This is a genomic window from Fructilactobacillus sanfranciscensis DSM 20451, from assembly GCF_001436035.1.
Lineage (GTDB): Bacteria > Bacillota > Bacilli > Lactobacillales > Lactobacillaceae > Fructilactobacillus > Fructilactobacillus sanfranciscensis.
In genome coordinates this window covers 1-20,130 of the sequence record NZ_AYYM01000001.1, presented here as the reverse complement: position 1 = coordinate 20,130, position 20,130 = coordinate 1, and the positions used below count along the sequence as shown (strand labels likewise).

Below are 20,130 nucleotides of genomic sequence, written 5' to 3'. Positions count from 1 at the left end.
AGTAAGTAGATGAACTAAGGAGGTTTTATTATGGTACACGAAATTACAGATGCAAATTTTGAAAAGGAAACTGCACAAGGTTTAGTTGTTATTGATTTTTGGGCAAGTTGGTGTGGTCCATGTAAAATGCAAGGACCTGTAATTGATGAATTATCTGAAGAAGATAAGAACATCAAATTTTGCAAGTTGAATGTTGATGAAAATCAAGCGACTGCTTCAAGTTTAGGAATCATGAGTATTCCAACTTTATTGGTTAAAAAAGATGGAAAAATTGTTGACCAAATTGTTGGTTATCATCCTAAAGAACAATTACAAAAGCTATTAGCAGCATATTAATCTACTTTTGTAGTCACAGAAAAAGCCTTATTACAATTGCGTTTTGTAATAAGGCTTTTTACTTTATGCTTGATTTAATTCAATGAGATGTATTTCGTTAGGATCTAAAATTTGACGAGAAATATCAGAAATTACAGTAATTTCAATAATGTCTTTTCGTTTTATTTTATATTCAGCTTCGGTTTCAAAACCAGAATTTTGCTGAATGGTTTGGGCAATAAAACCTGTTTCTAACATGAAATCAGCATCTTTATCAATATTTAATCTTGTTTGTACTTCTGGTCCTGTTAGATTAAAAATGGACTTACTTTCTGATCCACTTTTTAAATCTAAAATACCAAATTGAGATTGTTGAAAGAAAGTAGGCAAGTCAGCAGTATGAATTGGGAATTTAATTGCTAAATTTTTTCCCGCCCAATAAAGAATATCGTGAATGTCTTCTGATAAAACATCCTTTAAAAGAGCATCTCTTAAAAGCTCTATTCCCCAAAATCCTGGATTGGGATTATTCTGAAAAAATTTGGTATAGTCATTTAATTCTTTTTTGCTCATAATGTTCTCCAATCGTTATTTATACGATTTCAATTTTACCATAAAGCATGATACAGAGTGCATGGTTAGTTATTTATGAGTATAATGGATATATAAAAAGAGGGGGAAACACTATGAAATCCGAACCAATTGCGTTTATGGACTCTGGCATCGGAGGCCTAACCGTTTTGAAAGTGGCTCTTAAAGAACTTCCTCATGAGAATATGATTTATTTAGGTGATGAAGCACACATGCCATATGGCGAAAAGAGTGTTGATCAAGTTGTTAACTATAGTATGGAAATTGGCAACTTTTTCGAAAAACAAAACGCGAAGTGTATGGTAGTTGCTTGTAATACTGCAACAGCATCTGCACTTAAAGATTTACAGACTAAATTATCAATTCCAGTGGTGGGGGTGATTAAGCCAGGAAGTAGTGCGGCAGTTAAAGCAACTAAAAATGGAAAAATTGGGGTAATTGGAACAAAAGTTACCATTAATAGTCATGCATATCGCGATGAAATTAAAAAACTTACTCCAGAGATTGAAACAGTCGGATTAGCTTGTCCAACCTTTATTCCTTTAGTTGAAAAAGGTGATTATACTTCACAAGCGGCGAGAGATACAATTGCAAACGGATTAGCTTCTATTAAAAACTCGGGCATTGATACTTTAATTTTAGGCTGTACTCATTTCCCAATTATTGCCAACTTAATTCAAGACGTAATGGGTGACGAAGTTAAATTAATTGATCCTGGTTATGAAACAGTTAATGTTGCTAAACAGATTTTAAAAGATAACAATGAATTAAATAATGCTAAAACGACAGAAATAAACTATTATACAACAGAAGGTGTGATACATTTTAACAATGTTGCTTCTAAATGGTTAAATCGAAAGGTGGGTTCAGAGTTGATTACACCAAATCAACTTAAAGACTATGAAAAATAAAGAAATTGTGATTGCAACCGGTAATCAAAATAAGCTTCGTGAATTTAAAGAAATGTTGGAACCAATGGGATACAATGTTAAATCTATTAAGGATTTTGAAAACATACCTGACATAGTAGAAAATGGAAAAACCTTTGAAGAAAATGCGACAATTAAAGCCACAACAGTCTCTAAAGCACTAGGGTTACCTGTGTTTGCTGATGATTCGGGATTAGTTGTTCCTTCAATTAATAATGAACCTGGAATTTATTCTGCACGCTATGCAGGTGATCATGATGATGATGCTAATAATGCTAAATTATTAAAACGACTTGGCCATTCTGATGATCGAAATGCTTATTTTCACACTTCGTTAGTAGGAGTAAAACCAAGTGGCGAGAAAATTCATGTTAGTGGAATTGTTTCTGGTGAAATTTTGACAGAAAAGCGTGGAGAAAATGGATTTGGCTATGACCCATTATTCTATGTTCCAAGTATGCATAAGACAATGGCAGAAATGACTGACGATGAAAAAAATCAAATAAGCCATCGTGGGCGTGCATTACAAAAATTAAAAGATGTTATTAATGATTGGTGGTAAAAAATAAGCTTTGCTCTGATAATTTCAGAACAAAGCTTAATTTATTTGTTTTGTAATGGATTAGTAATAGTAATTGGGTTTGAATCTGGTTTCTTTTTAGGTTTTTGGGGGACTTCAACAGTTTGAGGAGACATTGGAAGAACAATTCCAGCATTGGTAAGCGCTTTTAGATAGTCAGCAAGGTAATCAGCTTGAATTTTACTCTCTGTGCCGCTACGAGCTGTTATGACAACTTGAATGGCAAGTGAACCATCGTCTAGATAAACTGTTCCAAAAATCAAGGGATCACCAACTACATTGGCATTGGTTCCTTTTTTTTGTTCGTTAACTTGATTCATAATATCTTCAATTTCTTTAATGGGAGAATCTGGCATAATTCTAATGTTAACTAGGGTTGAAATATTACCCCTAGATAAATTTGAAATTGTTGTAATATTACGATTTGGAATGAAATTTAAGGTTCCATTTGAACTGCGAATTTGCGTGGTTCTCAAACCAATTGCATCTACAATTCCGTTGGTACTATTAATAATGACATGTTCTCCTACATCAATTTGATGTTCAAAAAGAATGAAGAAACCACTAACAATATCGCCTACAAAACCTTGTGCTCCTAGTCCAATTGCTAAACTGAAAATTCCAGCCCCAGCAATTAATGTTCCAACTGGAATTCCAATGATTGATAAGATGGAATAGAGCCAAAAGAAAATAACCAAGTAATGAAAAGCATTTTGGGTTAGGGTATAAATGGTTTTATTTCGCCGTTGAATCATAATTTTCGAATTATCAATTTTATTATCGCTATTTGATTCGTTTAACTTGTATTGATACTTTTTAAATAAATGATTGATGATTTTTCTACCAGATTCAGTAATGATAAAAAATAAAATCGATATTAAAATGATACTGATTACTTTGGTAGTTAAGCTCCACAAGATTTCATCAAAATCAAATTTGTTAAGAAATTTATTTAAAAATGTATTTTTGGTATATTGTTTTAAAGTTTCATTAGTAACAGTCAAAAATAAGTTGTTGTACATATGGTTACCTCAATCTAATAATTAATTTGATACTATGATTATATCAAAAAAGTAATCCCTTTATTATATTAGATGGTTGCAATAATTGTCATTATTATGAAATAATGATATTCTTAACTTGTTATAAATCATTAGGAGGTAGTTCAATGACTGTTGGACAAATAGCCGGTTTAATCGCCGCAATTGCGTTTGCTGTATTAGTAATATTTATCGGAATCTTTTTACTTAATTTAGTTAAGGCTTTAAATGATGCTAGTCGTAATTTAGATTCAATTACCATTGATATCAACGATTTAAGCGACAACGTTAGTGATTTAATTGAAAATGTTAATGATCGAATTGACCAAATTGACCCAGTTTTTCAAGCAGCAGCTGAAATAGGTACAACTGTTACCGAAGCAACTGAAAAAGCTAAAAGCACGACTGATAATTTAAAGAATAAACTCAATTTATTTACCAAGACATCAATTCTTAGCATTGTGGCTAACACTGCAATGAAGTTGTTTTCAAAAAAGAATAAGAAAAAATAATTTTCGTTAAAAAAGGGAGAATATCATGAGCTTTAAAAAAGGTTTATTTTTAGGAACAATTTTAGGTGGAGCTGCTGCATTTGCTGCATATCATTCACTTGATGAAGAAAAACAATACGAACTTAGAAATACTGTCTTAGACGCAGTTGAAGATGCTAAGGATCGTGCGTTTGATTATGCATATTACGCAGCTGATTCATTTGCAGATGCCAAAGACTCAGCAAATTACAGAGTAAATAGCTATAAGGATTCTTTTGATGATGCTAGTGAAAAAGTTAGCAACAAACTTTTAGATTTAAAAGAAGATTTAAGTGATTTACAAACTTATTTAAACTTGATTACAGTTCCTAAAACACCTGAACAAGATCTTGAAAAAGATAAAGAATCTGATGATATTACTTTAGATATGGATGACGCATTTTCTACCGAAAATGATAATGATAATAGAATTGTTGAAAAAACTACTGAAGAACATCGTGATTAAATTTTAGTTTTGAAAAAGACCATTTTGAATGGTTTTTTTTATTACTTGAATGTAAACGGTTACTCTGCTATTCTTGTAGATAATAAGTCTATATTGAAAGAAGGTCGAGTAACTAAAATGAAGAAAAAAGAAACTGTTACAATTTATGATGTTGCAAGAGAAGCTTCCGTTTCAATGGCAACAGTTTCACGAGCGATTAATCATAATCATAACGTTAAACCGGAAACCGAAAAAAAAGTTTTAGATGTCGTTAAACGTTTAAATTATCGTCCTAACGATGTCGCTAGAGGTTTAGCAAGTAAAAAAACTACTACGGTTGGAGTAATTATTCCTAATGTTACGAACTCTTATTTTGCCGCTTTAGCTCGCGGAATTGATGATATTGCAGAAATGTATCAATATAATATTATTTTGACCAATTCAGATGGTGATGAAAAAAAGGAGCTTAAAGCACTTAACACTTTATACTCAAAACAAGTTGATGGACTTATTTTTATGGGTAATGAAATTAGTGAAGCCGTTCGATCTGATATGAGTAACGAACGGATTCCCGTTGTTTTAGCAGGATCAGTAGATTCCCAAAACCAATTTAATAGTGTAAATATTGATTATCGTAAAGCTGTTTATGCCCAAACTAATGAATTGTTAAAAAATGGAAATGATCGTGTGGCATTTGTTGCTTCTCACTTGAACCGTTCAATCAATAAAGATTACAGAATTGAAGGTTACAAAGATGCTTTAAGAGATGCGGGAATTCCATTCCGTAAGACTCTGTTGTTTGAGGCAAATGAAGCCACTTATGATAGTGGATACAAACTAAGAAATAAGTTAGTTCAAGAAGAAGTTACTGCAGCAATCGTAAGCAATGATGATGTTGCTGCCGGTGTTATGAACTCAATGTCTGATAGTGGAATCAATGTTCCTGAACAATTTGAAGTTGCAACAAGTGATAATACTAAATTAACCGAAATGACACGGCCAATGTTATCAACCATTACTCAACCGCTTTATGATATTGGTGCAGTTTCAATGCGATTATTAACAAAATTAATGAAAAATGAAGAAGTTTCTGAACGAAATATTTTATTACCGTTTGGTTTAAAAGACAGAAATTCAACAAAATAGCAGTAAATTTGATTATGGCGGTTTTTGTTGGTATAATCGAAATTGTTAATTTCAGATATAGAGAGGGGTGCTGAATCATGTCAGGACATTCAAAATGGCATAATATTCAGGGTCGTAAAAACGCTCAAGATGCAAAAAGAGGTAAAATTTTCCAAAAGATTTCACGTAACTTGTACCAAGCTGCTAAATCAGGTGGAGTTGATCCAGATGGTAATCCACAATTAAGACTTGAATTAGAAAAAGCTAGAGCTGCAAATATGCCTAAAGATAACGTTCAACGTGCTTTAGACAAAGCTTCTGGTGTTGGAGCTGCTAACTTCGAAGAAGTAACTTATGAAGGTTATGGACCTGGTGGAACTGCTGTAATGGTTTCAGCTTTGACTGATAATAGAAATCGGACAAGCTGCTGCAGTTCGTTCTGCTTTTACTCATCATGGTGGTTCTTTAGGAACTAATGGTTCAGTTTCTTACAACTTTGACCGTAAGGGATACATCGTTGTTTTACGTGACGATACTGAAGACGATGAGGATACAATGTTAATGGAAGCTTTAGATGCTGGTGCTGATGATATGAAGGTTACTGATGATGAATATCAAATCTTCACTGATCCTTCAAACATGGTTGCAGTTCGAGATGCTTTACAAGCATCTGGTTACAAACTTGATAACTCAGAAGTTCGTTTATTCCCACAAACTGTTACAGAAGTACCTGAAGATAAAATTGCGCAATACACTGGACTAATTGATGAATTATCTGAAAATGATGATGTTCAAGATGTCTATGAAGCTGCTGTTTTACCTGAAGATGCAGAAGCATAATTAAATAGATTTCTAAAAAGACTCAATCTTAAATTAGATTGGGTCTTTTTTCGTATCTTATAAAAAAGGATGTGAAAAAATGGAAATTAGTAATTTATTTGATCAAATAATTGAATTAGCGGTTCAGCAACGGGCTTCCGACATTTATTTTTTGCCCAAAAGTACCAATTATGAAGTTAAAATTCATACAGTTAAAGGAGTAATTCAGTTATCTGAAATTTCTTTTGAAAAAGCACAAAGAATAATCACTTTTTGTAAATATCAAAGCGGAATGTCAGTATCAGAAAAAAGGAGACCACAGTTAGGATCACTTTCCTATGAGCATCAAAAGCTGAATTTAAGAATTCGATTATCATCTGTAGGAACGTTTAAACATCATGAATCACTAGTAATGAGAATTATTTACGATAATGGAAACGAGGATTGTCAATTTTTTGAGGAACAGATGCTACATAAATTAAAGTCATTATCTAATCAAAGGGGTTTAATGATTTTCTCAGGGCCTACTGGCTCAGGAAAAACTAGTACAATTTATAAAATTGCCCGTTCGTTACACGAAAATGAAGTAATTATGTCGATTGAGGACCCGGTTGAAATCTTTGAGGATCGTTTTTTACAGTTAGAAGTTAACGAAAAAGCTGATATGAGTTACGCCAATTTGTTGAAAGTTGGTTTGCGACAACGTCCTGATGTTTTTATTATCGGGGAAATCCGTGATGAACAAACTGCCAAGATTGCTGTTCGGGCAGCTTTAAGTGGACATCTTGTATTTACCACGGTTCATGCAAAAACACCAGCGGGAGTTGTGCAGCGGATGCTAGAGTTAGGGATTAAATATGAACAATTAAAAAGTGCAACCAATTCGATTGTCTATCAGCGATTATTACCTACAAATTCAGGAAATAATCAAGCCTTAATTTCAGTCTCAAATTTAGAAATGCTTGAAAACCAAAAGTACGATATGGAAGATTGGAAAAATAAATTGTGTAATTTGTACAAGGAAGGGAAGATTTCTAGTGAAATTCAGAAAAAATATCAATTCGGATAAGGTCACATTGCAACAACAATCTTTTATTTTTTCTACAATTTCGGAATTGATGAAAATTGGTTTTTCAATTTCACAAGCATTAGATTTTATTAAAACTGTTTCGAAAAAGAATCGCAAAATAATTTTAAAAGTCGAACAAGGATTAAAAAGTGGTTATCCATTGCCTAAATCAATGAAATTCTTTTTAAACAATTCAATGTATCAACAATTATTAATTGCTGATGAACACGGTAAGATTGAGGATGGAATGCAAGAAATTAGTGAATTTATTCAACTTCGTTTAAAACAAAAGAATAAGATTCGTGATATTGCAATTTATCCCTTAATTTTGTTTTTCTTTTTAATTTTATTGTTGATATCAATTAAACTCTTCGTTTTACCAGAAACAAATGCTTTAGGCAATATAACTGCTTCCAAAAATTGGATTACTTACTTAACGATTGTTGTGATTGGATTTTTTGGAATATCTGGGTTCTATCGTGTTAAAGATTTCTTAGCTAAACAAGCAATCTATAAAGCAAATTTTCTAGCAAAAATTCCATTTTTAGGAATGATTTTTAGTTCATATTATGAATACTATTTAACCAGTAATTTAGCAATTATGCTCCAAAATGGGTTAGATTTACGTAAGATTGTCCAAGTATTCGCAAAATTTAAAGAACGAACGTTACTTTTTGAAATTGGTCAGGAAATGGATAGATCTTTAAAACAAGGGATTGGGATTGAGCAAATTTTTAAACGTTACTATTTTGTATCTAATGAACTAGTTGTTTTTTTATCCAATGGAAGTACCAATGAAATGTTAGCAAAAAATTTACGTGCATTAAGTAGATTATGCTTTCAACGGTTAATCAAAAAATCAGAAAGATTAATTAGCCTAATTCAACCTACAGCGTTTGTGATTATAGGAATTACAATTGTTGTTACTTATTTAAAAATGTTGTTACCCCTATATCATTCAATGGAGAATATTTATTAATGAAAAAAAGAAAAGGTTTCACCCTAATCGAAATGACAGTTGTGCTATTTATAATTTCATTATTAATTTTGATTATCATTCCCAATCTAAGTTCGCAAAAGGATCATGCAAATTCAGTGCATGGAAATGCAATGGTTAGTGTTGTGCAAACACAAATTGATGCGTTTGAAGATGATCATTCTGATAATAATGTAACATTTGATAAATTAGTCGAAAATAATTATTTAACTAAGAAACAAGTTAAACAGGCGACTGAAGAAAAGATTACAATTCAAGATAATCATGCCAAAAAAGATTAGAAAAGGTTTTACTCTGATTGAAACTGTTATTGTACTCGGAATAAGTGCCTTAATTTTGATATTTTTAGTTTTTGCAGTTGCTATGTTTCCACAAAGTAATATAAAAGAAAAAGCTTTTTGGCGTTGCTTTGATGAACAATGGAATTCGGCTATTCAAATGGCAAAAGATAATGGACAAATTACAACGGTTAGTTTTTGGTCAAATTCTGATGAAGTGGTTTTCTCACAATACAGGAATAATGGACTTCATTATAAGCGAGTTCAATTACCTGATGGATTAAGACCAGTAGAGTTTCGGGAAATTAAGATTACCGAAAAAGGGTTTGTTAAACCCCAAACGCTAAATTGGTATTCGCAAAATCGTCACTGTAAAATTCATCAAAAATTTCAGTTAGGATGGGGGATTTATTATTGTGAAGATGATAAGTAGATCGGGTTTTACCTTAGTAGATACTTTAATTGGTTTCTTCATTATTTGTACAGCTGGGACCCTTTATTTTTCAATAAGCCAAGTTATGAATCAAAGGTTAAGTCAAAGTAATCATAAATTGATGGAAACTAGGAGAATCTATGAATTTAAAAATAAATAAACATAGAAATGGTTTTTCCCTTGTGGAGACCATTTTTTCTTTATTAATTATTTCAATTGCAGTTAGTTTGATTGGATTTACATTCCAACAAATGCGTAAAAATAATTTAAACCAACAACAAGAAAGTGAAATTTTTCGTTATTTAGATTTAATTGAATCCAAACAATTTGCTTTTAAAAGTTTGATGATTAAAAACAATCAATTATTTTTATATAGTCAAACAGAACAAAAAAGTTATATTGTGAGTCGTTATAAAGATCAAATTAAAATGAAAACAACTGATGGTGGCTATATGCCATTAATTTTGCATGTTGAAGATGCAAATTGGAAAATAGACCAAAATCATGTGATTTCAACGATTAAGCTAAGGGGACATACTTATGAATTTACCAGTAATCTCACAACGAAAAGGTAGTTTAACTTTTATTGCAATTATTTTTTCATTTTTAGTTGCTATCGTGATTACTTATCAATTAAAAACTGTCGATACACAGGTTCACAGTAATAATTTAAGAATTGCTCATATGTTACGAACAATCGAACAATGAATCTTGAAAAACGACAATAATTTCGTTAATATTAACCTAGATACAAGCTAAAGGAGCTGAAGATATTGTCTGAAAAAGATACCACAGATTTATATCAAGTCTTTGATCAATCTACCACGGTATTAATGCAAGCCCTTAATACTTCATATTTGGATGCCTTTATTGAAACGGCTGATAACATTATTGATAATGGGACGGTACGTGTTGAAGATGGAGTTCCAAATGAAAAAATTGTCAAAGAATTGACGGAACTTTATAAAACGGTTGATTATAAAAAGATGGATGCTCCTTCGATTCGTCGAGCTATCCAAATGGCTATGATTAGAGCAATTAAAGTTGATAAAATCCAAGCAATTCATCAAATCACTCCTGATACGATTGCCTATATTATGGGATATTTGATTTTGCGTTTATACAAAGAACAAAAGTCAGTTAAGGTTCTTGATCCCGCAGTTGGATCGGCAAATCTTTTAACTGCGGTGATGAATCAACTGAATTTGGAATTACATGAGAATGTTTCTGGAATTGGGATTGATAATGACGATTCTATGATTTCAATTGCAAGTATTAGTGCTAAGATGCAAGGATTAGATATTGAATTGATTCATCAAGACAGTCTTGCTGAAATGGATATTCCAGATATCGATTTAGTAGTTTCTGATTTGCCAGTTGGCTATTATCCAATTGATGAAAATACAGTTGGTTTTGAAACTAGAGCTAGTAAAGGTCATTCATACGTTCATCACCTTTTAATTGAGCAATCAGTTAAGTACTTAAAAGAGGGTGAATTTGCAGTCTTTCTTGTTCCAAGTAACTTATTTCAAACTAATGAAGCTAAAGGTTTGTTAAAATGGATGCAAGACACTGTCTATTTACAAGGTGTTTTAAATTTACCAAAAGAATTGTTTTTAAATGAAAGTGCTCAAAAAGCAATTATGATTTTACAAAAACGCGGTAATGGTGCTAAACAGGCAGACAAAGTAATGCTTGGAGAATTCCCATCATTTAAAGATACCGAGGCTTTTCAAAAATTCATGCAAGAAGTTGTTGATTGGGAAGAAAAAGATTTATTGAAGAAATAAATTTCAAAAAATAAGGGAGATAATTATGAGTAAGATTATTGCTGTTAATGCCGGTAGTTCAACTTTAAAGTTCAAATTATATGAAATGCCTGAAGAAAATGTTTTAGCTGAAGGTGTAATTGAAAGAATTGCACTTCCTGCTTCACATGTTGAAATTAAATATGGTGATGGCAAGAAATATGAAAAAACAACAGATGTAAAAAATCATGAACAAGCTATTCAAATTTTATTAGATCAATTATTGGATCTTGATATTATTAAAGAATACTCAGAAATTAATGGAGTTGGTCACCGAGTTGTTGCTGGTGGTGAATACTTTGATAAATCAGTAGTTATTACTCCTGATGTTTTGAAAAAAATTGAAAGCTTAACTGAATTAGCACCACTTCATGAACCAGCTAATGTTCTTGGAATCAAAGCTTTTAAGAAAGTTTTGCCTGATATTATTAGTGTGGCCGTTTTTGATACTGCTTTCCATGCAACTTTACCTGAAAAGAATTTCTTATACAGTCTTCCCTATGAATATTATGAAAAATATAGTGCTCGTAAATATGGATTCCACGGAATTAGTTACCGTTATGTAAGTCAACGTGCTGCTGAATTACTTGGCAAACCAGTTGAAGATTTGAAGATGATTATTATGCATTTAGGTGCTGGTGCTTCAATTTGTGCCGTTAAAAATGGTAAATCATTTGATACTTCAATGGGATTCACTCCCGTAACAGGAATTACCATGGCTACTCGTTCTGGTGATGTAGATTCTTCATTGCTTGCTTATGTAATGGAAAAAGAAGGCATGACAGATATCAATGAAATGATTAAAGTACTTAATACAAAATCTGGGCTTCTTGGAATTTCTGGAGTTTCTGCTGATATGCGTGAAGTTGAAGCAGCTCAAGCAACTAATCCACGTGCTAAAGTAGCTCGTGAAATTTACGTTAACCGGATTATTCGTTATGTTGGTGCTTACCTTGCTGAAATGGGTGGTGCAGATGCAATTGTGTTTACTGCCGGTGTTGGTGAAAATAGCATTACTATTCGTAAAGAAGTAGCAGAAGGATTAAACTACTTTGGAATTGGCGTTGATAACGAAAAGAATGACGTTCGTGGTGTTGTTAGAGATATTAGTGCAAAAGACTCAAAGATTAAGACTTTATTAGTTCCTACTGATGAAGAATTGATGATTGTACGCGATGTTCAAACATTAGCAAATAAATAAAATTAAATAATTATGGCTCTTCGTCAAGAAGTACTGATGAGAAAATAGAATAAGTTTTCAAGCAGCTCGTGTCTGGAATTTGGCATGAGCTGTTCTTTTATGGTTCCAGTTGATGGCAATATATGAATTAGGTAGGGCGAGCAGGATACGAGCCCGAAAATTGAAGAAGTTGCGAAAACCATAAGCGGTTCGTTTAATGACTTTAATTTTGTTATTTGTCCCTTCTACTGGGCCATTAGTATAGTTTTGGTATTTGAAGCTGTTAATGATCTCTAATTTATGGCTCCGCAAGGTTCGTTGAACCTTTTGGAGTGGCCAAGGTAGCGTGGTCCATTTTTGACTGAGTAACTGATTCAATTCACCTTGATCACGATGACTGACGGCTAAAATTAGATTTTGATAATAACGATAGGCTTGACTTAGATCATCATCGAAAGACAGTAAGCGATGAACTACTTCAACGTCGGTAAGCTGAGCGTAACCAAAATTATGGCGTGACCAATAGTTATCATATTTAAGAAGTCCTGCTGGAGTTAAAATTAGTTTCCAGAAGTGTTTAAGAGCTCGCCACTGGTGAGTACCTTTCCCGGCTCTATTCATAGCCTTGATACGAATTTGATTCAAAGCACGATATGCTTGGGCGACCACGTGAAAGTGGTCGGCAATAATAATGGCATGAGGGAACAATTCATGAATAAGATGACGGTAAGGTGTATACAGGTCAACCGTAATTGTTTGAACCGCTAAACGAGCCGAGCGGTCGTAACGCAGAAAGTAATTGCGTAAGTAGCGACTTCGTCGTGACAAAATAATGTCTAAAGTACGATGATTTTCAATGTTCATCAAGATCATACTCATTCCACTGGGCGCAAAGCGACCAGACTTAAAATCATCAAAAGCAATGTGTCGTGGTAGCCAGTGGTAGTTAGGCTTGAAGAATTGATCGAGGTTAAAGCCATTCTTGAGCATTAATTGACCGCAACGCGGGCAATGTAAAGGATAAGACTGAATAAGATGCACAATTACCTGGTTACCTTGATCTTCAATTGCATCTTTAAAGTGTGCTGTATCTAATTCAAAGTAGGGATCTTTAATTTCAAGAGCAGCTTTGGTAGAATAATTCATGAAGGATGGTCCTTTCTTTACGAAGACGGGGTTCCGAGCCATCTTTCGTTTTTTATTTTAAATTTAAACCAAAATAAGTATCGATGTTAAATCCATCAGTACTTAAAATTGTAGAGTCATAATTATAGACACTTTTTAAACAAGTGTCTTTTTTATTTAGACATATTTAGGAAAAACAAGTATAATTTAGTTAATCTATTTGTTAATTTGAAAGGACGTAATTTAATTGACTGAAAATAATGAACAAAACATGGAACGTGGTTTAAAAAGTCGTCACGTTCAACTAATTGCTCTTGGAGGAACGATAGGAACCGGATTATTCTTGGGAGCTGGTAAATCGATTCATCTTGCAGGACCATCAATCCTACTTGCATATTTGATTGCTGGGTTAGCTTGTTTCTTCTTGATGAGAGCACTAGGCGAACTATTATTGTCACATACAAGCAGTGTTTCATTTATTGATTTCATTGATAAGTATCTAGGCAAAAAAACAGGATTTGTTGCTGGATGGACCTACTTAATTTGTTGGATAACCATTGCAATGGCTGAAATTACAGCTGCCGGGTTATATATGCAGTTTTGGTATCCTCATCTTCCAATTTGGGTAACTGCTCTGTTCTTATTAGTAATTTTATTTTTTATGAATTCAATTACTGTATCTGCATTTGGAGAAACTGAGTTCTGGTTTGCCATTATTAAAGTGGTTGCAATTTTAGTATTAATTGGCGTTGGGGTAATCCTCGTTGCAATTAATTACAAAACTCCCGTTGGAAATGCTTCTGTTAGTAATATTACTAATGTAAGTTTCTTCCCACATGGTTTTAGCGGGTTCTTCCTTTCTTTCCAAATGGTAGTTTTTAGTTTTGTTGGAGTTGAGATGATTGGAATGACTGCTTCTGAAACTAAAGATCCGCAAAAAATTATTCCTAAATGTATTAATGATGTTCCCGTTAGAATTATCCTATTTTATATTGGAGCGTTAGTCGCTTTAATGTGTATCTACCCTTGGACTTATGTATCACCAGATTCAAGTCCCTTTGTTCAAGTCTTTCAAGGAATTGGAATTAAATCAGCAGCCGCCATTGTTAATTTTGTCGTTTTAACCGCTGCCGTCTCTTCTTGTAATAGTGCGGTCTTTACAACTGGAAGAATGTTGTATTCTCTTACTTCAGGTAGCAAAAATAAGTTTGCAAAAAAATTAGGAATTCTTTCAAAACGAGGTCTTCCTACCAATGCCATTCTCTTATGTACTTTATTGATTGCTTTGTCAGTTATTCTTGATATCATTATTCCAAGTGGCGTGTTTGACTTCATTTCTAGTGTAGCAACGACTTGTTTCTTATACATTTGGTCACTAATTGTGATTGCTCATTATAAGTACCGGAAGTCATTGAGTGTTGAAGAAATCAAAGCATTACCTTTTAAAATGCCACTCTTTCCATATTCCAACTTATTTGTGCTCGCTTTTATGGTAATGGTTTCAATTGTGCTTCTTTTCCAATTATCGACTTTGATTGCGTTACTCGGTTCAGTAATTTGGTTTGTTGTAATGTATTTATTTGACAATTATAAATTAAAATAATTTAAAATTATTAAGAGGCATCAGATGAAAAAATTATCAGATGAATGGTTAGCTCAATTACCACTAACAAATATAAAAAGTTTAAAACCAGTTGCTGGTGGGGACATTAACGATTCTTATGAAGTAATCAGTGACGAAGGACGTTTATTCTTAAAAGTTCAACCGAATCGAGGCAAAAGTTTTTTTGCTCACGAGGTTGAGGGAATTAAATTATTGTCACAGGCTGCTAATGTTCCGACTGCGATTGATTACGGAGAAATTGAGCATGATGGTTTTTTGCTTTTAGCTTGGATTGAGATTGGTACTGGTAATCAATACAATTTGGGTCAGATGGTTGCCCAAGTCCACCAAATTCATCAGCAAAAATTTGGGTTGGATCATAATTTTACAGCTAGTAAATTTCCTAAAATTAATACTTGGCAGACTAGTTGGTCTAAATTCTTTATTGAGCAACGGTTAGAACCCTTGATTAAATTTGCTAAAGAAAAGGGTCGTTGGAATCAATCACGTGAACAACATTATCAAATTTTAAGACAACAAATCATTGATTATGATAAAAACCACAAAATTGAACCTAGTCTTTTACATGGTGATTTGTGGATTGGAAATGCAATTTTCACTGCCAATCATCAACCAATGTTAATTGATCCAGATGTTTTTTATGGCGACCGTGAATTTGATATAGGAATTACAACCGTCTTTGGTGGGTTTAATAATGATTTTTATCGTGGGTATAACGATACATATCCATTAAGACCTGGATTTGAAAAAAGAGTTAGTTGGTATCAATTTTATTACGCTTTAATGCATGTTTATTATTTTGGTGAAAATTATGAGTCTTTATTAGATGGGATTTTGGGCTCGTTTAATTAGTATCTAAAAATAAAAGCTTTCATTTGATTTTTTCAAATGAGAGCTTTTTTGGTACGTTGGCCTTTTTGTCTGTTTAAATTTTTGAGAGATGGTAGAATTAAAATATATGTTAAGACGAGGGGAATGAAGATGAAAAATAAAGTAGCCATTTTACATACTAATGATTTACATTCACATTTTGAAAATTTCCCTAAGATTAAACGTTTTATGCAAAGTAAAACAAAAGAACTTGAATTCCAAGGATACTCTGTTTTTCGCGTTGATGATGGTGACGCAATGGATCGTTCTAATCCCTTAACAGATGTGACTAACGGTCAAGCAAATGTTGAACTTTTAAATCAACTTAATTATGACGTTGCAACCGTCGGAAATAATGAAGTTTTGACTAATTCTCATGACGACTTAGAACATCTATATGATAAAGCTAACTTCAAAGTTATTTTAGACAATGTTGATGAAAAAGAAACAGGCAAAAAACCACAATGGTCTGATTCATACGCTGATTATGTTTTACCGAATGGTTCTAAGCTTAGATTTATGGCCTTAACTTTTCCTTATCCCACCTTTAAAATGCTTGGTTGGAATGTTTATCCAGTCTACGAAACAATTAACAAGCAACTAAAAAAGTGGAGTGGAGATTATGACGTTTTGATTTTACTTTCTCATCTCGGTATTAATTACGATGGTGAAATTGCAAAACGTTTTCCAGAAATCTCAATAATTATTGGTGGTCACACCCATCATTTATTGAAAACAGGTAAGTTAGTAAACCAAACTTTGCTAACTGCTGCAGAAAAATGGGGACATTATGTTGGTGTGATTACTTTTGATGTTGATGGTAAGCAAGTTTCAAATCGTCAAGCAGAAGTAGTTAAAGTTAGCGAATTAGCTAGTCAGCCCGAGGACAAAGATTGGATCGAAGAAATTGATCAGCAAGGACACACGATGTTAGCTGATCAAAAAATTGCTGATTTACCTAAGCTCTTAACTACCTCATTAGAGTCTGATAATTCAATGATAGAGGTTGGATTGAAAGCACTTGAATCTTATACGAAAACTGAAGCGGCAATTTTGAATACCGGTTTATTTTTAAAAGATTTGCCAAAAGGAATTGTTGATATGAATCAAATTCAACAGGTCCTTCCACACAACATCCATGCCATGAAGACAACTCTTTGGGGATTTGATTTGGTTCGTTTAATTAAAGAAATGGAAAAGAATAAAAAGTTCTTGATTCATTTTGAACAAAAAGGAATGGGATTTCGTGGGAAATATTTTGGCTTGCTAGAGTACGATGGAGTTGAATATGATGATAAACGTAATCGCGTATTATGGCATGGAAAACAAATAATTTTATTTAAAAAATATGAAGTTGGATTAATTGATCATTATGATTTTATTCCATTTTTTCCAACTGTTGATATTGCTGGTAAAAATAAAATATATTTTGATGGAACTTTAAAACAAATTTTTGCTGAGTATTTAGCAAAAAAATATCCAATAAGGAATGAAAAGAATGAAGCATAGTGAAATTGAAGAATTAATTGATACTCGTAAAGATGCTAGAACGAAGCTTGCAGATATAAAGCGAGTTGATGAAAATACTTTAAAAATTAACGGTCATTTGTATAATTTAATTGTTAATAAAAATGATGGATTTGAGTTAGGACAGTTTGAGAATACTTTTAATCCTATTTTTACTCATTTTGATTATATTGTTGGTGATATTGGTTATGGACAATTACGATTAAAAGGTTTTTATGACGATCAACGTAATGTTGAAAGTGATTTAAAAAAGAGTTCAATTCAAGATTACTTAATTGATTATTGTAATTTTGGTTCGAGTTATTTTGTTTTACATAATCTTGAAGCAAGTAAAGTAAAGGAAAACAAGAAACCAATTACTCGTCCAAGAAACCGTAATCATCAAAAGAGTAATATCCAAAAGAATCACGAAAATAAACCCAAGCGACAACCGCAAAAGCAAACTAAACCTAATCATCATCGTAAGTTTACTATTCGCCAAAAAAGTGGGGACTAATATTCATGAAAAAATATAAAGGATATTTAATTGATCTTGATGGAACAATTTATCAAGGTAAAATTAAAATTCCAGCGGCCAAACGATTTGTCGAAAGACTTCAAAAGAACCAGATTCCATTTTTATTTGTCACCAATAATACGACTAAGCAGCCAGCTGACGTGGTTAAAAATTTAGCTGACAATCACGATATTTTTGTCAATGAAAGTAATGTGTATACTTCTGGACAAGCGACTACTGAATACTTACTAAATGATGTTGTTAAGCATGGGTTAACTAAAAGTGCCTATGTGATTGGTGAAAAGGGGTTAAAACAACTCCTTACTGAAAATGGATTTGATTTGTACTCATCCAATCCTAGTTATGTAGTAGTTGCCCTAGATCGAGATTTAACCTATCAAAAACTAGCGCAAGCTGTACTTTACGTAAATGCGGGGATTAAATTCATTGGAACAAATGCCGATACTTTAATCCCCAGTGAACAAGGTATGATTCCCAGTGCTGGAGCAATTATTGATTCTGTCCGTTACGCCACTCATACTAATCCCTTTATTATTGGAAAGCCCAATGATTTAATCGTGAATAATGCGGTAAAACGGATGGGATTACAAAAAGATGAAGTTGTGATGGTAGGGGATAATTATGATACTGATATTTCTGCAGGAATTAAAGCGGGAGTCGACACTCTATTAGTTTATTCTGGTGTTTCTAAACGGGATGAAGTTGCTAAATTACCAAATAAACCAACGAATGAGATTGATAATTTTGATGAATGGATTTTATAATAAACGTGATTACGTGCTTTTAATGATGATTATTTTATTTTCAATCACTATGAGTACTTTTTTGGTTATCAATGCAAATTTCATTTATGGGATTGTGATTAAATATTTAGATTTGAATGATAAATATCATGTTTCACTAAATGTTTTGCTACATAATTTGAAAGTGATGACGGATTTTATTCAGGATCCATTTATTAATGGCATGAATTTAACCCCTTATCACTTATCTAAAGGTGCGTATGAGCATTTTACGGATGTACGTAAGTTAGTTATGCTTGATTATCTAATTTTAGCGTTAAGCACTCTTTATTTGATAATTACTTGGTATAAAAAAATTATTCAACGAGAACTTTGGAAATTAACTGATTATTTAAAACGTACCATGATTATTTTATGGTTATTAATGTTAATTTGTTTAATCGATTTTAATGATATTTTTATCTATTTACACGAAATGATTTTTCCTAATCATAACTGGGTCTTTAGTCCAAAAAAAGATCCGATAATTAATGTATTACCGGATCAATATTTTTTATGTTGTTTTGCAGTGTGGTTTGGTTTAGTGTTTTTATTATTAATTGGTTTTTATGGTTATGGCAAATTACAAATAAAAACGAACAAGCATTAGGCTTGTTCGTTTTTACTATTTAGGTGACTTTTGATTATTCCAATGATGACTGGAATAAGTGAAATGAAGATGATTGAAATTACTACAATTGAGAAATGCTTTTGTACAAAGGGAATATTTCCAAAGAAATAACCACCACCACAGCAAAGGGTAACCCATGCAATACAAGCAGTTAAGTTGTATTTGATAAACTTACTATATTTGTAATCGCTACTTGCGGCAACGAATGGGGCGAAAGTTCTTACAATTGGCATAAAACGCGCGATAAAAATTGCAACCGCTCCATATTTATCAAAGAAAGTTCTAGCGTGATCGAAATCCTTTTTCTTAATAAATTTACTAAGAAAACGGTTTTCGGTAATTGCCATTCCTATTTTCTTACCGATAAAGAAGTTTAATGAATCACCACTTACCGAAGCAATTAGAAATAAAATTATAAAAATCCAAATGTTTAGTCCGTATTTAGGATTAGCTGATAAAGTAGCTGCAGCAAAGAGAAGTGAGTCTCCCGGAAGAAACGGAAGAATCACGGCACCGGTTTCTACCAATATTATTAGAAATAAAATTAGATAGGTCCAATCACCAAAATTATTAACAATGGTAATTAGATGCTTATCGATGTGTAAAACAAAATCAATCAATGTACTCATATTAGTTATAAATCTCCGTTCATAATGTGTTTTATGCAATACTTATATTCTATCAAACAATTGAAACGATAAAACTTTAAAATTGATTAAATTTAATTAAAAAAGATATTGACGCTTTTAATCTTTACTGGTAATATTATTAATGCCGGTAAGGGAGATTGAGAAATAATTTTGATGATTAATTTCAAATTATTTCTTGACGTTATATCGCTTATCGTGTTATTATTATATAGTTGTCTGATAGGGCAATTAATTTTTAGTTTTCATTCCGACATAGCTCAGTTGG

General features: G+C 32.5%; 24 protein-coding genes and 1 pseudogene. 21 read left to right on the top strand and 4 right to left on the bottom strand.

Annotated features, from left to right (window positions below; genetic code table 11):
- Positions 1-30: 30 nt before the first annotated feature.
- Positions 31-336, top strand: coding sequence for a thioredoxin (trxA, locus tag FD36_RS00120; RefSeq protein WP_014082153.1), 306 nt, complete (start codon positions 31-33; stop codon positions 334-336).
- Positions 337-399: 63 nt separating this feature from the next.
- Here the strand turns inward: trxA and FD36_RS00115 are convergent, their stop codons facing one another.
- Positions 400-888: a DUF2507 domain-containing protein gene (locus FD36_RS00115; protein WP_056957458.1), complete on the bottom strand. Its 489-nt coding sequence runs from the start codon at positions 886-888 to the stop codon at positions 400-402.
- Between the two features lie 113 nt (positions 889-1,001).
- Between FD36_RS00115 and murI the strand changes: the two genes are divergently transcribed.
- Together murI and FD36_RS00105 are read left to right on the top strand one after the other, a co-directional pair.
- On the top strand, positions 1,002-1,817 hold the full coding sequence (murI, locus tag FD36_RS00110; protein WP_056957457.1) for a glutamate racemase: 816 nt from the start codon (positions 1,002-1,004) through the stop codon (positions 1,815-1,817).
- Positions 1,807-2,397, top strand: a complete 591-nt coding sequence (locus FD36_RS00105; protein WP_041817845.1) for an XTP/dITP diphosphatase — start codon at positions 1,807-1,809, stop codon at positions 2,395-2,397. The genes murI and FD36_RS00105 overlap by 11 nt, the downstream gene beginning before the upstream one ends.
- Positions 2,398-2,438: 41 nt before the next feature.
- On the opposite strand, the gene FD36_RS00100 is transcribed toward FD36_RS00105, so the two are convergent.
- Positions 2,439-3,437 carry a mechanosensitive ion channel family protein gene (locus tag FD36_RS00100; protein ID WP_056957456.1) on the bottom strand — a complete coding sequence of 333 codons (999 nt, stop codon included), beginning with the start codon at positions 3,435-3,437 and terminating at the stop codon, positions 2,439-2,441.
- 146 nt (positions 3,438-3,583) lie between these two features.
- On the opposite strand from FD36_RS00100, the gene FD36_RS00095 reads away from it, so the two are divergent.
- The 12 genes and pseudogenes from FD36_RS00095 (at position 3,584) to FD36_RS00045 (ending at position 12,160) form a co-directional block, all read left to right on the top strand.
- Positions 3,584-3,967, top strand: coding sequence for a DUF948 domain-containing protein (locus FD36_RS00095; RefSeq protein WP_056957455.1), 384 nt, complete (start codon positions 3,584-3,586; stop codon positions 3,965-3,967).
- 25 nt (positions 3,968-3,992) lie between these two features.
- Entirely contained in the window at positions 3,993-4,451 is a 459-nt protein-coding gene (locus tag FD36_RS00090) for a YtxH domain-containing protein (RefSeq protein WP_056957454.1), read from the top strand.
- Positions 4,452-4,568: 117 nt separating this feature from the next.
- Positions 4,569-5,576 (top strand): catabolite control protein A, encoded by a 1,008-nt coding sequence (gene ccpA / locus FD36_RS00085; protein WP_056957453.1) that lies wholly within the window; start codon positions 4,569-4,571, stop codon positions 5,574-5,576.
- 77 nt (positions 5,577-5,653) lie between these two features.
- Positions 5,654-6,395 (top strand): annotated as a pseudogene (locus FD36_RS00080) (YebC/PmpR family DNA-binding transcriptional regulator).
- Positions 6,396-6,474: 79 nt separating this feature from the next.
- On the top strand, positions 6,475-7,443 hold the full coding sequence (gene comGA / locus FD36_RS00075) for a competence type IV pilus ATPase ComGA (protein ID WP_056957452.1): 969 nt from the start codon (positions 6,475-6,477) through the stop codon (positions 7,441-7,443).
- Positions 7,412-8,422: a type II secretion system F family protein gene (locus tag FD36_RS00070; protein WP_056957451.1), complete on the top strand. Its 1,011-nt coding sequence runs from the start codon at positions 7,412-7,414 to the stop codon at positions 8,420-8,422. The genes comGA and FD36_RS00070 overlap by 32 nt, the downstream gene beginning before the upstream one ends.
- Positions 8,422-8,721: a competence type IV pilus major pilin ComGC gene (gene comGC, locus FD36_RS00065; RefSeq protein WP_014082143.1), complete on the top strand. Its 300-nt coding sequence runs from the start codon at positions 8,422-8,424 to the stop codon at positions 8,719-8,721. The genes FD36_RS00070 and comGC overlap by 1 nt, the downstream gene beginning before the upstream one ends.
- Positions 8,705-9,151, top strand: a complete 447-nt coding sequence (locus tag FD36_RS00060; RefSeq protein ID WP_056957450.1) for a type II secretion system protein — start codon at positions 8,705-8,707, stop codon at positions 9,149-9,151. Before comGC ends, FD36_RS00060 begins: the two co-directional genes overlap by 17 nt.
- 140 nt (positions 9,152-9,291) lie before the next feature.
- Positions 9,292-9,726, top strand: a complete 435-nt coding sequence (locus FD36_RS00055) for a competence type IV pilus minor pilin ComGF (RefSeq protein WP_056957449.1) — start codon at positions 9,292-9,294, stop codon at positions 9,724-9,726.
- Complete coding sequence (locus tag FD36_RS06630) at positions 9,692-9,859, top strand: hypothetical protein (protein ID WP_153198635.1); 168 nt, start codon at positions 9,692-9,694, stop codon at positions 9,857-9,859. The genes FD36_RS00055 and FD36_RS06630 overlap by 35 nt, the downstream gene beginning before the upstream one ends.
- A gap of 65 nt (positions 9,860-9,924) precedes the next feature.
- Positions 9,925-10,941, top strand: coding sequence for a class I SAM-dependent methyltransferase (locus FD36_RS00050; RefSeq protein WP_082610551.1), 1,017 nt, complete (start codon positions 9,925-9,927; stop codon positions 10,939-10,941).
- A 25-nt stretch (positions 10,942-10,966) separates the two neighbouring features.
- Positions 10,967-12,160, top strand: coding sequence for an acetate/propionate family kinase (locus FD36_RS00045; protein WP_056957447.1), 1,194 nt, complete (start codon positions 10,967-10,969; stop codon positions 12,158-12,160).
- Positions 12,161-12,217: 57 nt separating this feature from the next.
- On the opposite strand, the gene FD36_RS00040 is transcribed toward FD36_RS00045, so the two are convergent.
- Complete coding sequence (locus FD36_RS00040; RefSeq protein ID WP_056957446.1) at positions 12,218-13,285, bottom strand: ISL3 family transposase; 1,068 nt, start codon at positions 13,283-13,285, stop codon at positions 12,218-12,220.
- Positions 13,286-13,535: 250 nt separating this feature from the next.
- Here FD36_RS00040 and FD36_RS00035 point away from each other — a divergent pair, with 250 nt between their 5' ends.
- From FD36_RS00035 to FD36_RS00010, 6 genes are all read left to right on the top strand, one after another.
- A complete protein-coding gene (locus tag FD36_RS00035; protein WP_056957562.1) occupies positions 13,536-14,867 on the top strand; it encodes an amino acid permease in 1,332 nt (443 codons plus the stop codon).
- Positions 14,868-14,891: 24 nt separating this feature from the next.
- Positions 14,892-15,740 (top strand): fructosamine kinase family protein, encoded by an 849-nt coding sequence (locus FD36_RS00030; RefSeq protein WP_056957445.1) that lies wholly within the window; start codon positions 14,892-14,894, stop codon positions 15,738-15,740.
- A 129-nt stretch (positions 15,741-15,869) separates the two neighbouring features.
- On the top strand, positions 15,870-17,267 hold the full coding sequence (locus tag FD36_RS00025; RefSeq protein ID WP_056957444.1) for a bifunctional metallophosphatase/5'-nucleotidase: 1,398 nt from the start codon (positions 15,870-15,872) through the stop codon (positions 17,265-17,267).
- Positions 17,257-17,781, top strand: a complete 525-nt coding sequence (locus tag FD36_RS00020) for a YutD family protein (protein WP_014082134.1) — start codon at positions 17,257-17,259, stop codon at positions 17,779-17,781. Before FD36_RS00025 ends, FD36_RS00020 begins: the two co-directional genes overlap by 11 nt.
- Before the next feature lie 5 nt (positions 17,782-17,786).
- A complete protein-coding gene (locus FD36_RS00015; protein ID WP_056957443.1) occupies positions 17,787-18,566 on the top strand; it encodes a TIGR01457 family HAD-type hydrolase in 780 nt (259 codons plus the stop codon).
- The gene (locus FD36_RS00010; RefSeq protein WP_056957442.1) at positions 18,550-19,194 is read left to right on the top strand and encodes a TIGR01906 family membrane protein; all 645 of its coding nucleotides are present in this window, start codon (positions 18,550-18,552) and stop codon (positions 19,192-19,194) included. Before FD36_RS00015 ends, FD36_RS00010 begins: the two co-directional genes overlap by 17 nt.
- On the opposite strand, the gene FD36_RS00005 is transcribed toward FD36_RS00010, so the two are convergent.
- A complete protein-coding gene (locus FD36_RS00005; RefSeq protein ID WP_056957441.1) occupies positions 19,191-19,844 on the bottom strand; it encodes a VTT domain-containing protein in 654 nt (217 codons plus the stop codon). The two genes, FD36_RS00010 and FD36_RS00005, sit on opposite strands and share 4 nt — an antisense overlap.
- Between the last annotated feature and the right edge of the window lie 286 nt (positions 19,845-20,130).

Excerpts from the sequence above, each read along its gene's own strand:
- trxA (WP_014082153.1), top strand. The coding sequence starts at position 31 with ATGGTACACGAAATTACAGATGCAAATTTTGAAAAGGAAACTGCACAA.
- FD36_RS00115 (WP_056957458.1), bottom strand. The coding sequence starts at position 888 with ATGAGCAAAAAAGAATTAAATGACTATACCAAATTTTTTCAGAATAAT.
- murI (WP_056957457.1), top strand. The coding sequence starts at position 1,002 with ATGAAATCCGAACCAATTGCGTTTATGGACTCTGGCATCGGAGGCCTA.
- FD36_RS00105 (WP_041817845.1), top strand. The coding sequence starts at position 1,807 with ATGAAAAATAAAGAAATTGTGATTGCAACCGGTAATCAAAATAAGCTT.
- FD36_RS00100 (WP_056957456.1), bottom strand. The coding sequence starts at position 3,437 with ATGTACAACAACTTATTTTTGACTGTTACTAATGAAACTTTAAAACAA.
- FD36_RS00095 (WP_056957455.1), top strand. The coding sequence starts at position 3,584 with ATGACTGTTGGACAAATAGCCGGTTTAATCGCCGCAATTGCGTTTGCT.
- FD36_RS00090 (WP_056957454.1), top strand. The coding sequence starts at position 3,993 with ATGAGCTTTAAAAAAGGTTTATTTTTAGGAACAATTTTAGGTGGAGCT.
- ccpA (WP_056957453.1), top strand. The coding sequence starts at position 4,569 with ATGAAGAAAAAAGAAACTGTTACAATTTATGATGTTGCAAGAGAAGCT.
- comGA (WP_056957452.1), top strand. The coding sequence starts at position 6,475 with ATGGAAATTAGTAATTTATTTGATCAAATAATTGAATTAGCGGTTCAG.
- comGC (WP_014082143.1), top strand. The coding sequence starts at position 8,422 with ATGAAAAAAAGAAAAGGTTTCACCCTAATCGAAATGACAGTTGTGCTA.
- FD36_RS00060 (WP_056957450.1), top strand. The coding sequence starts at position 8,705 with ATGCCAAAAAAGATTAGAAAAGGTTTTACTCTGATTGAAACTGTTATT.
- FD36_RS00055 (WP_056957449.1), top strand. The coding sequence starts at position 9,292 with ATGAATTTAAAAATAAATAAACATAGAAATGGTTTTTCCCTTGTGGAG.
- FD36_RS06630 (WP_153198635.1), top strand. The coding sequence starts at position 9,692 with ATGAATTTACCAGTAATCTCACAACGAAAAGGTAGTTTAACTTTTATT.
- FD36_RS00045 (WP_056957447.1), top strand. The coding sequence starts at position 10,967 with ATGAGTAAGATTATTGCTGTTAATGCCGGTAGTTCAACTTTAAAGTTC.
- FD36_RS00040 (WP_056957446.1), bottom strand. The coding sequence starts at position 13,285 with ATGAATTATTCTACCAAAGCTGCTCTTGAAATTAAAGATCCCTACTTT.
- FD36_RS00035 (WP_056957562.1), top strand. The coding sequence starts at position 13,536 with ATGGAACGTGGTTTAAAAAGTCGTCACGTTCAACTAATTGCTCTTGGA.
- FD36_RS00030 (WP_056957445.1), top strand. The coding sequence starts at position 14,892 with ATGAAAAAATTATCAGATGAATGGTTAGCTCAATTACCACTAACAAAT.
- FD36_RS00025 (WP_056957444.1), top strand. The coding sequence starts at position 15,870 with ATGAAAAATAAAGTAGCCATTTTACATACTAATGATTTACATTCACAT.
- FD36_RS00020 (WP_014082134.1), top strand. The coding sequence starts at position 17,257 with ATGAAGCATAGTGAAATTGAAGAATTAATTGATACTCGTAAAGATGCT.
- FD36_RS00015 (WP_056957443.1), top strand. The coding sequence starts at position 17,787 with ATGAAAAAATATAAAGGATATTTAATTGATCTTGATGGAACAATTTAT.
- FD36_RS00010 (WP_056957442.1), top strand. The coding sequence starts at position 18,550 with ATGAATGGATTTTATAATAAACGTGATTACGTGCTTTTAATGATGATT.
- FD36_RS00005 (WP_056957441.1), bottom strand. The coding sequence starts at position 19,844 with ATGAGTACATTGATTGATTTTGTTTTACACATCGATAAGCATCTAATT.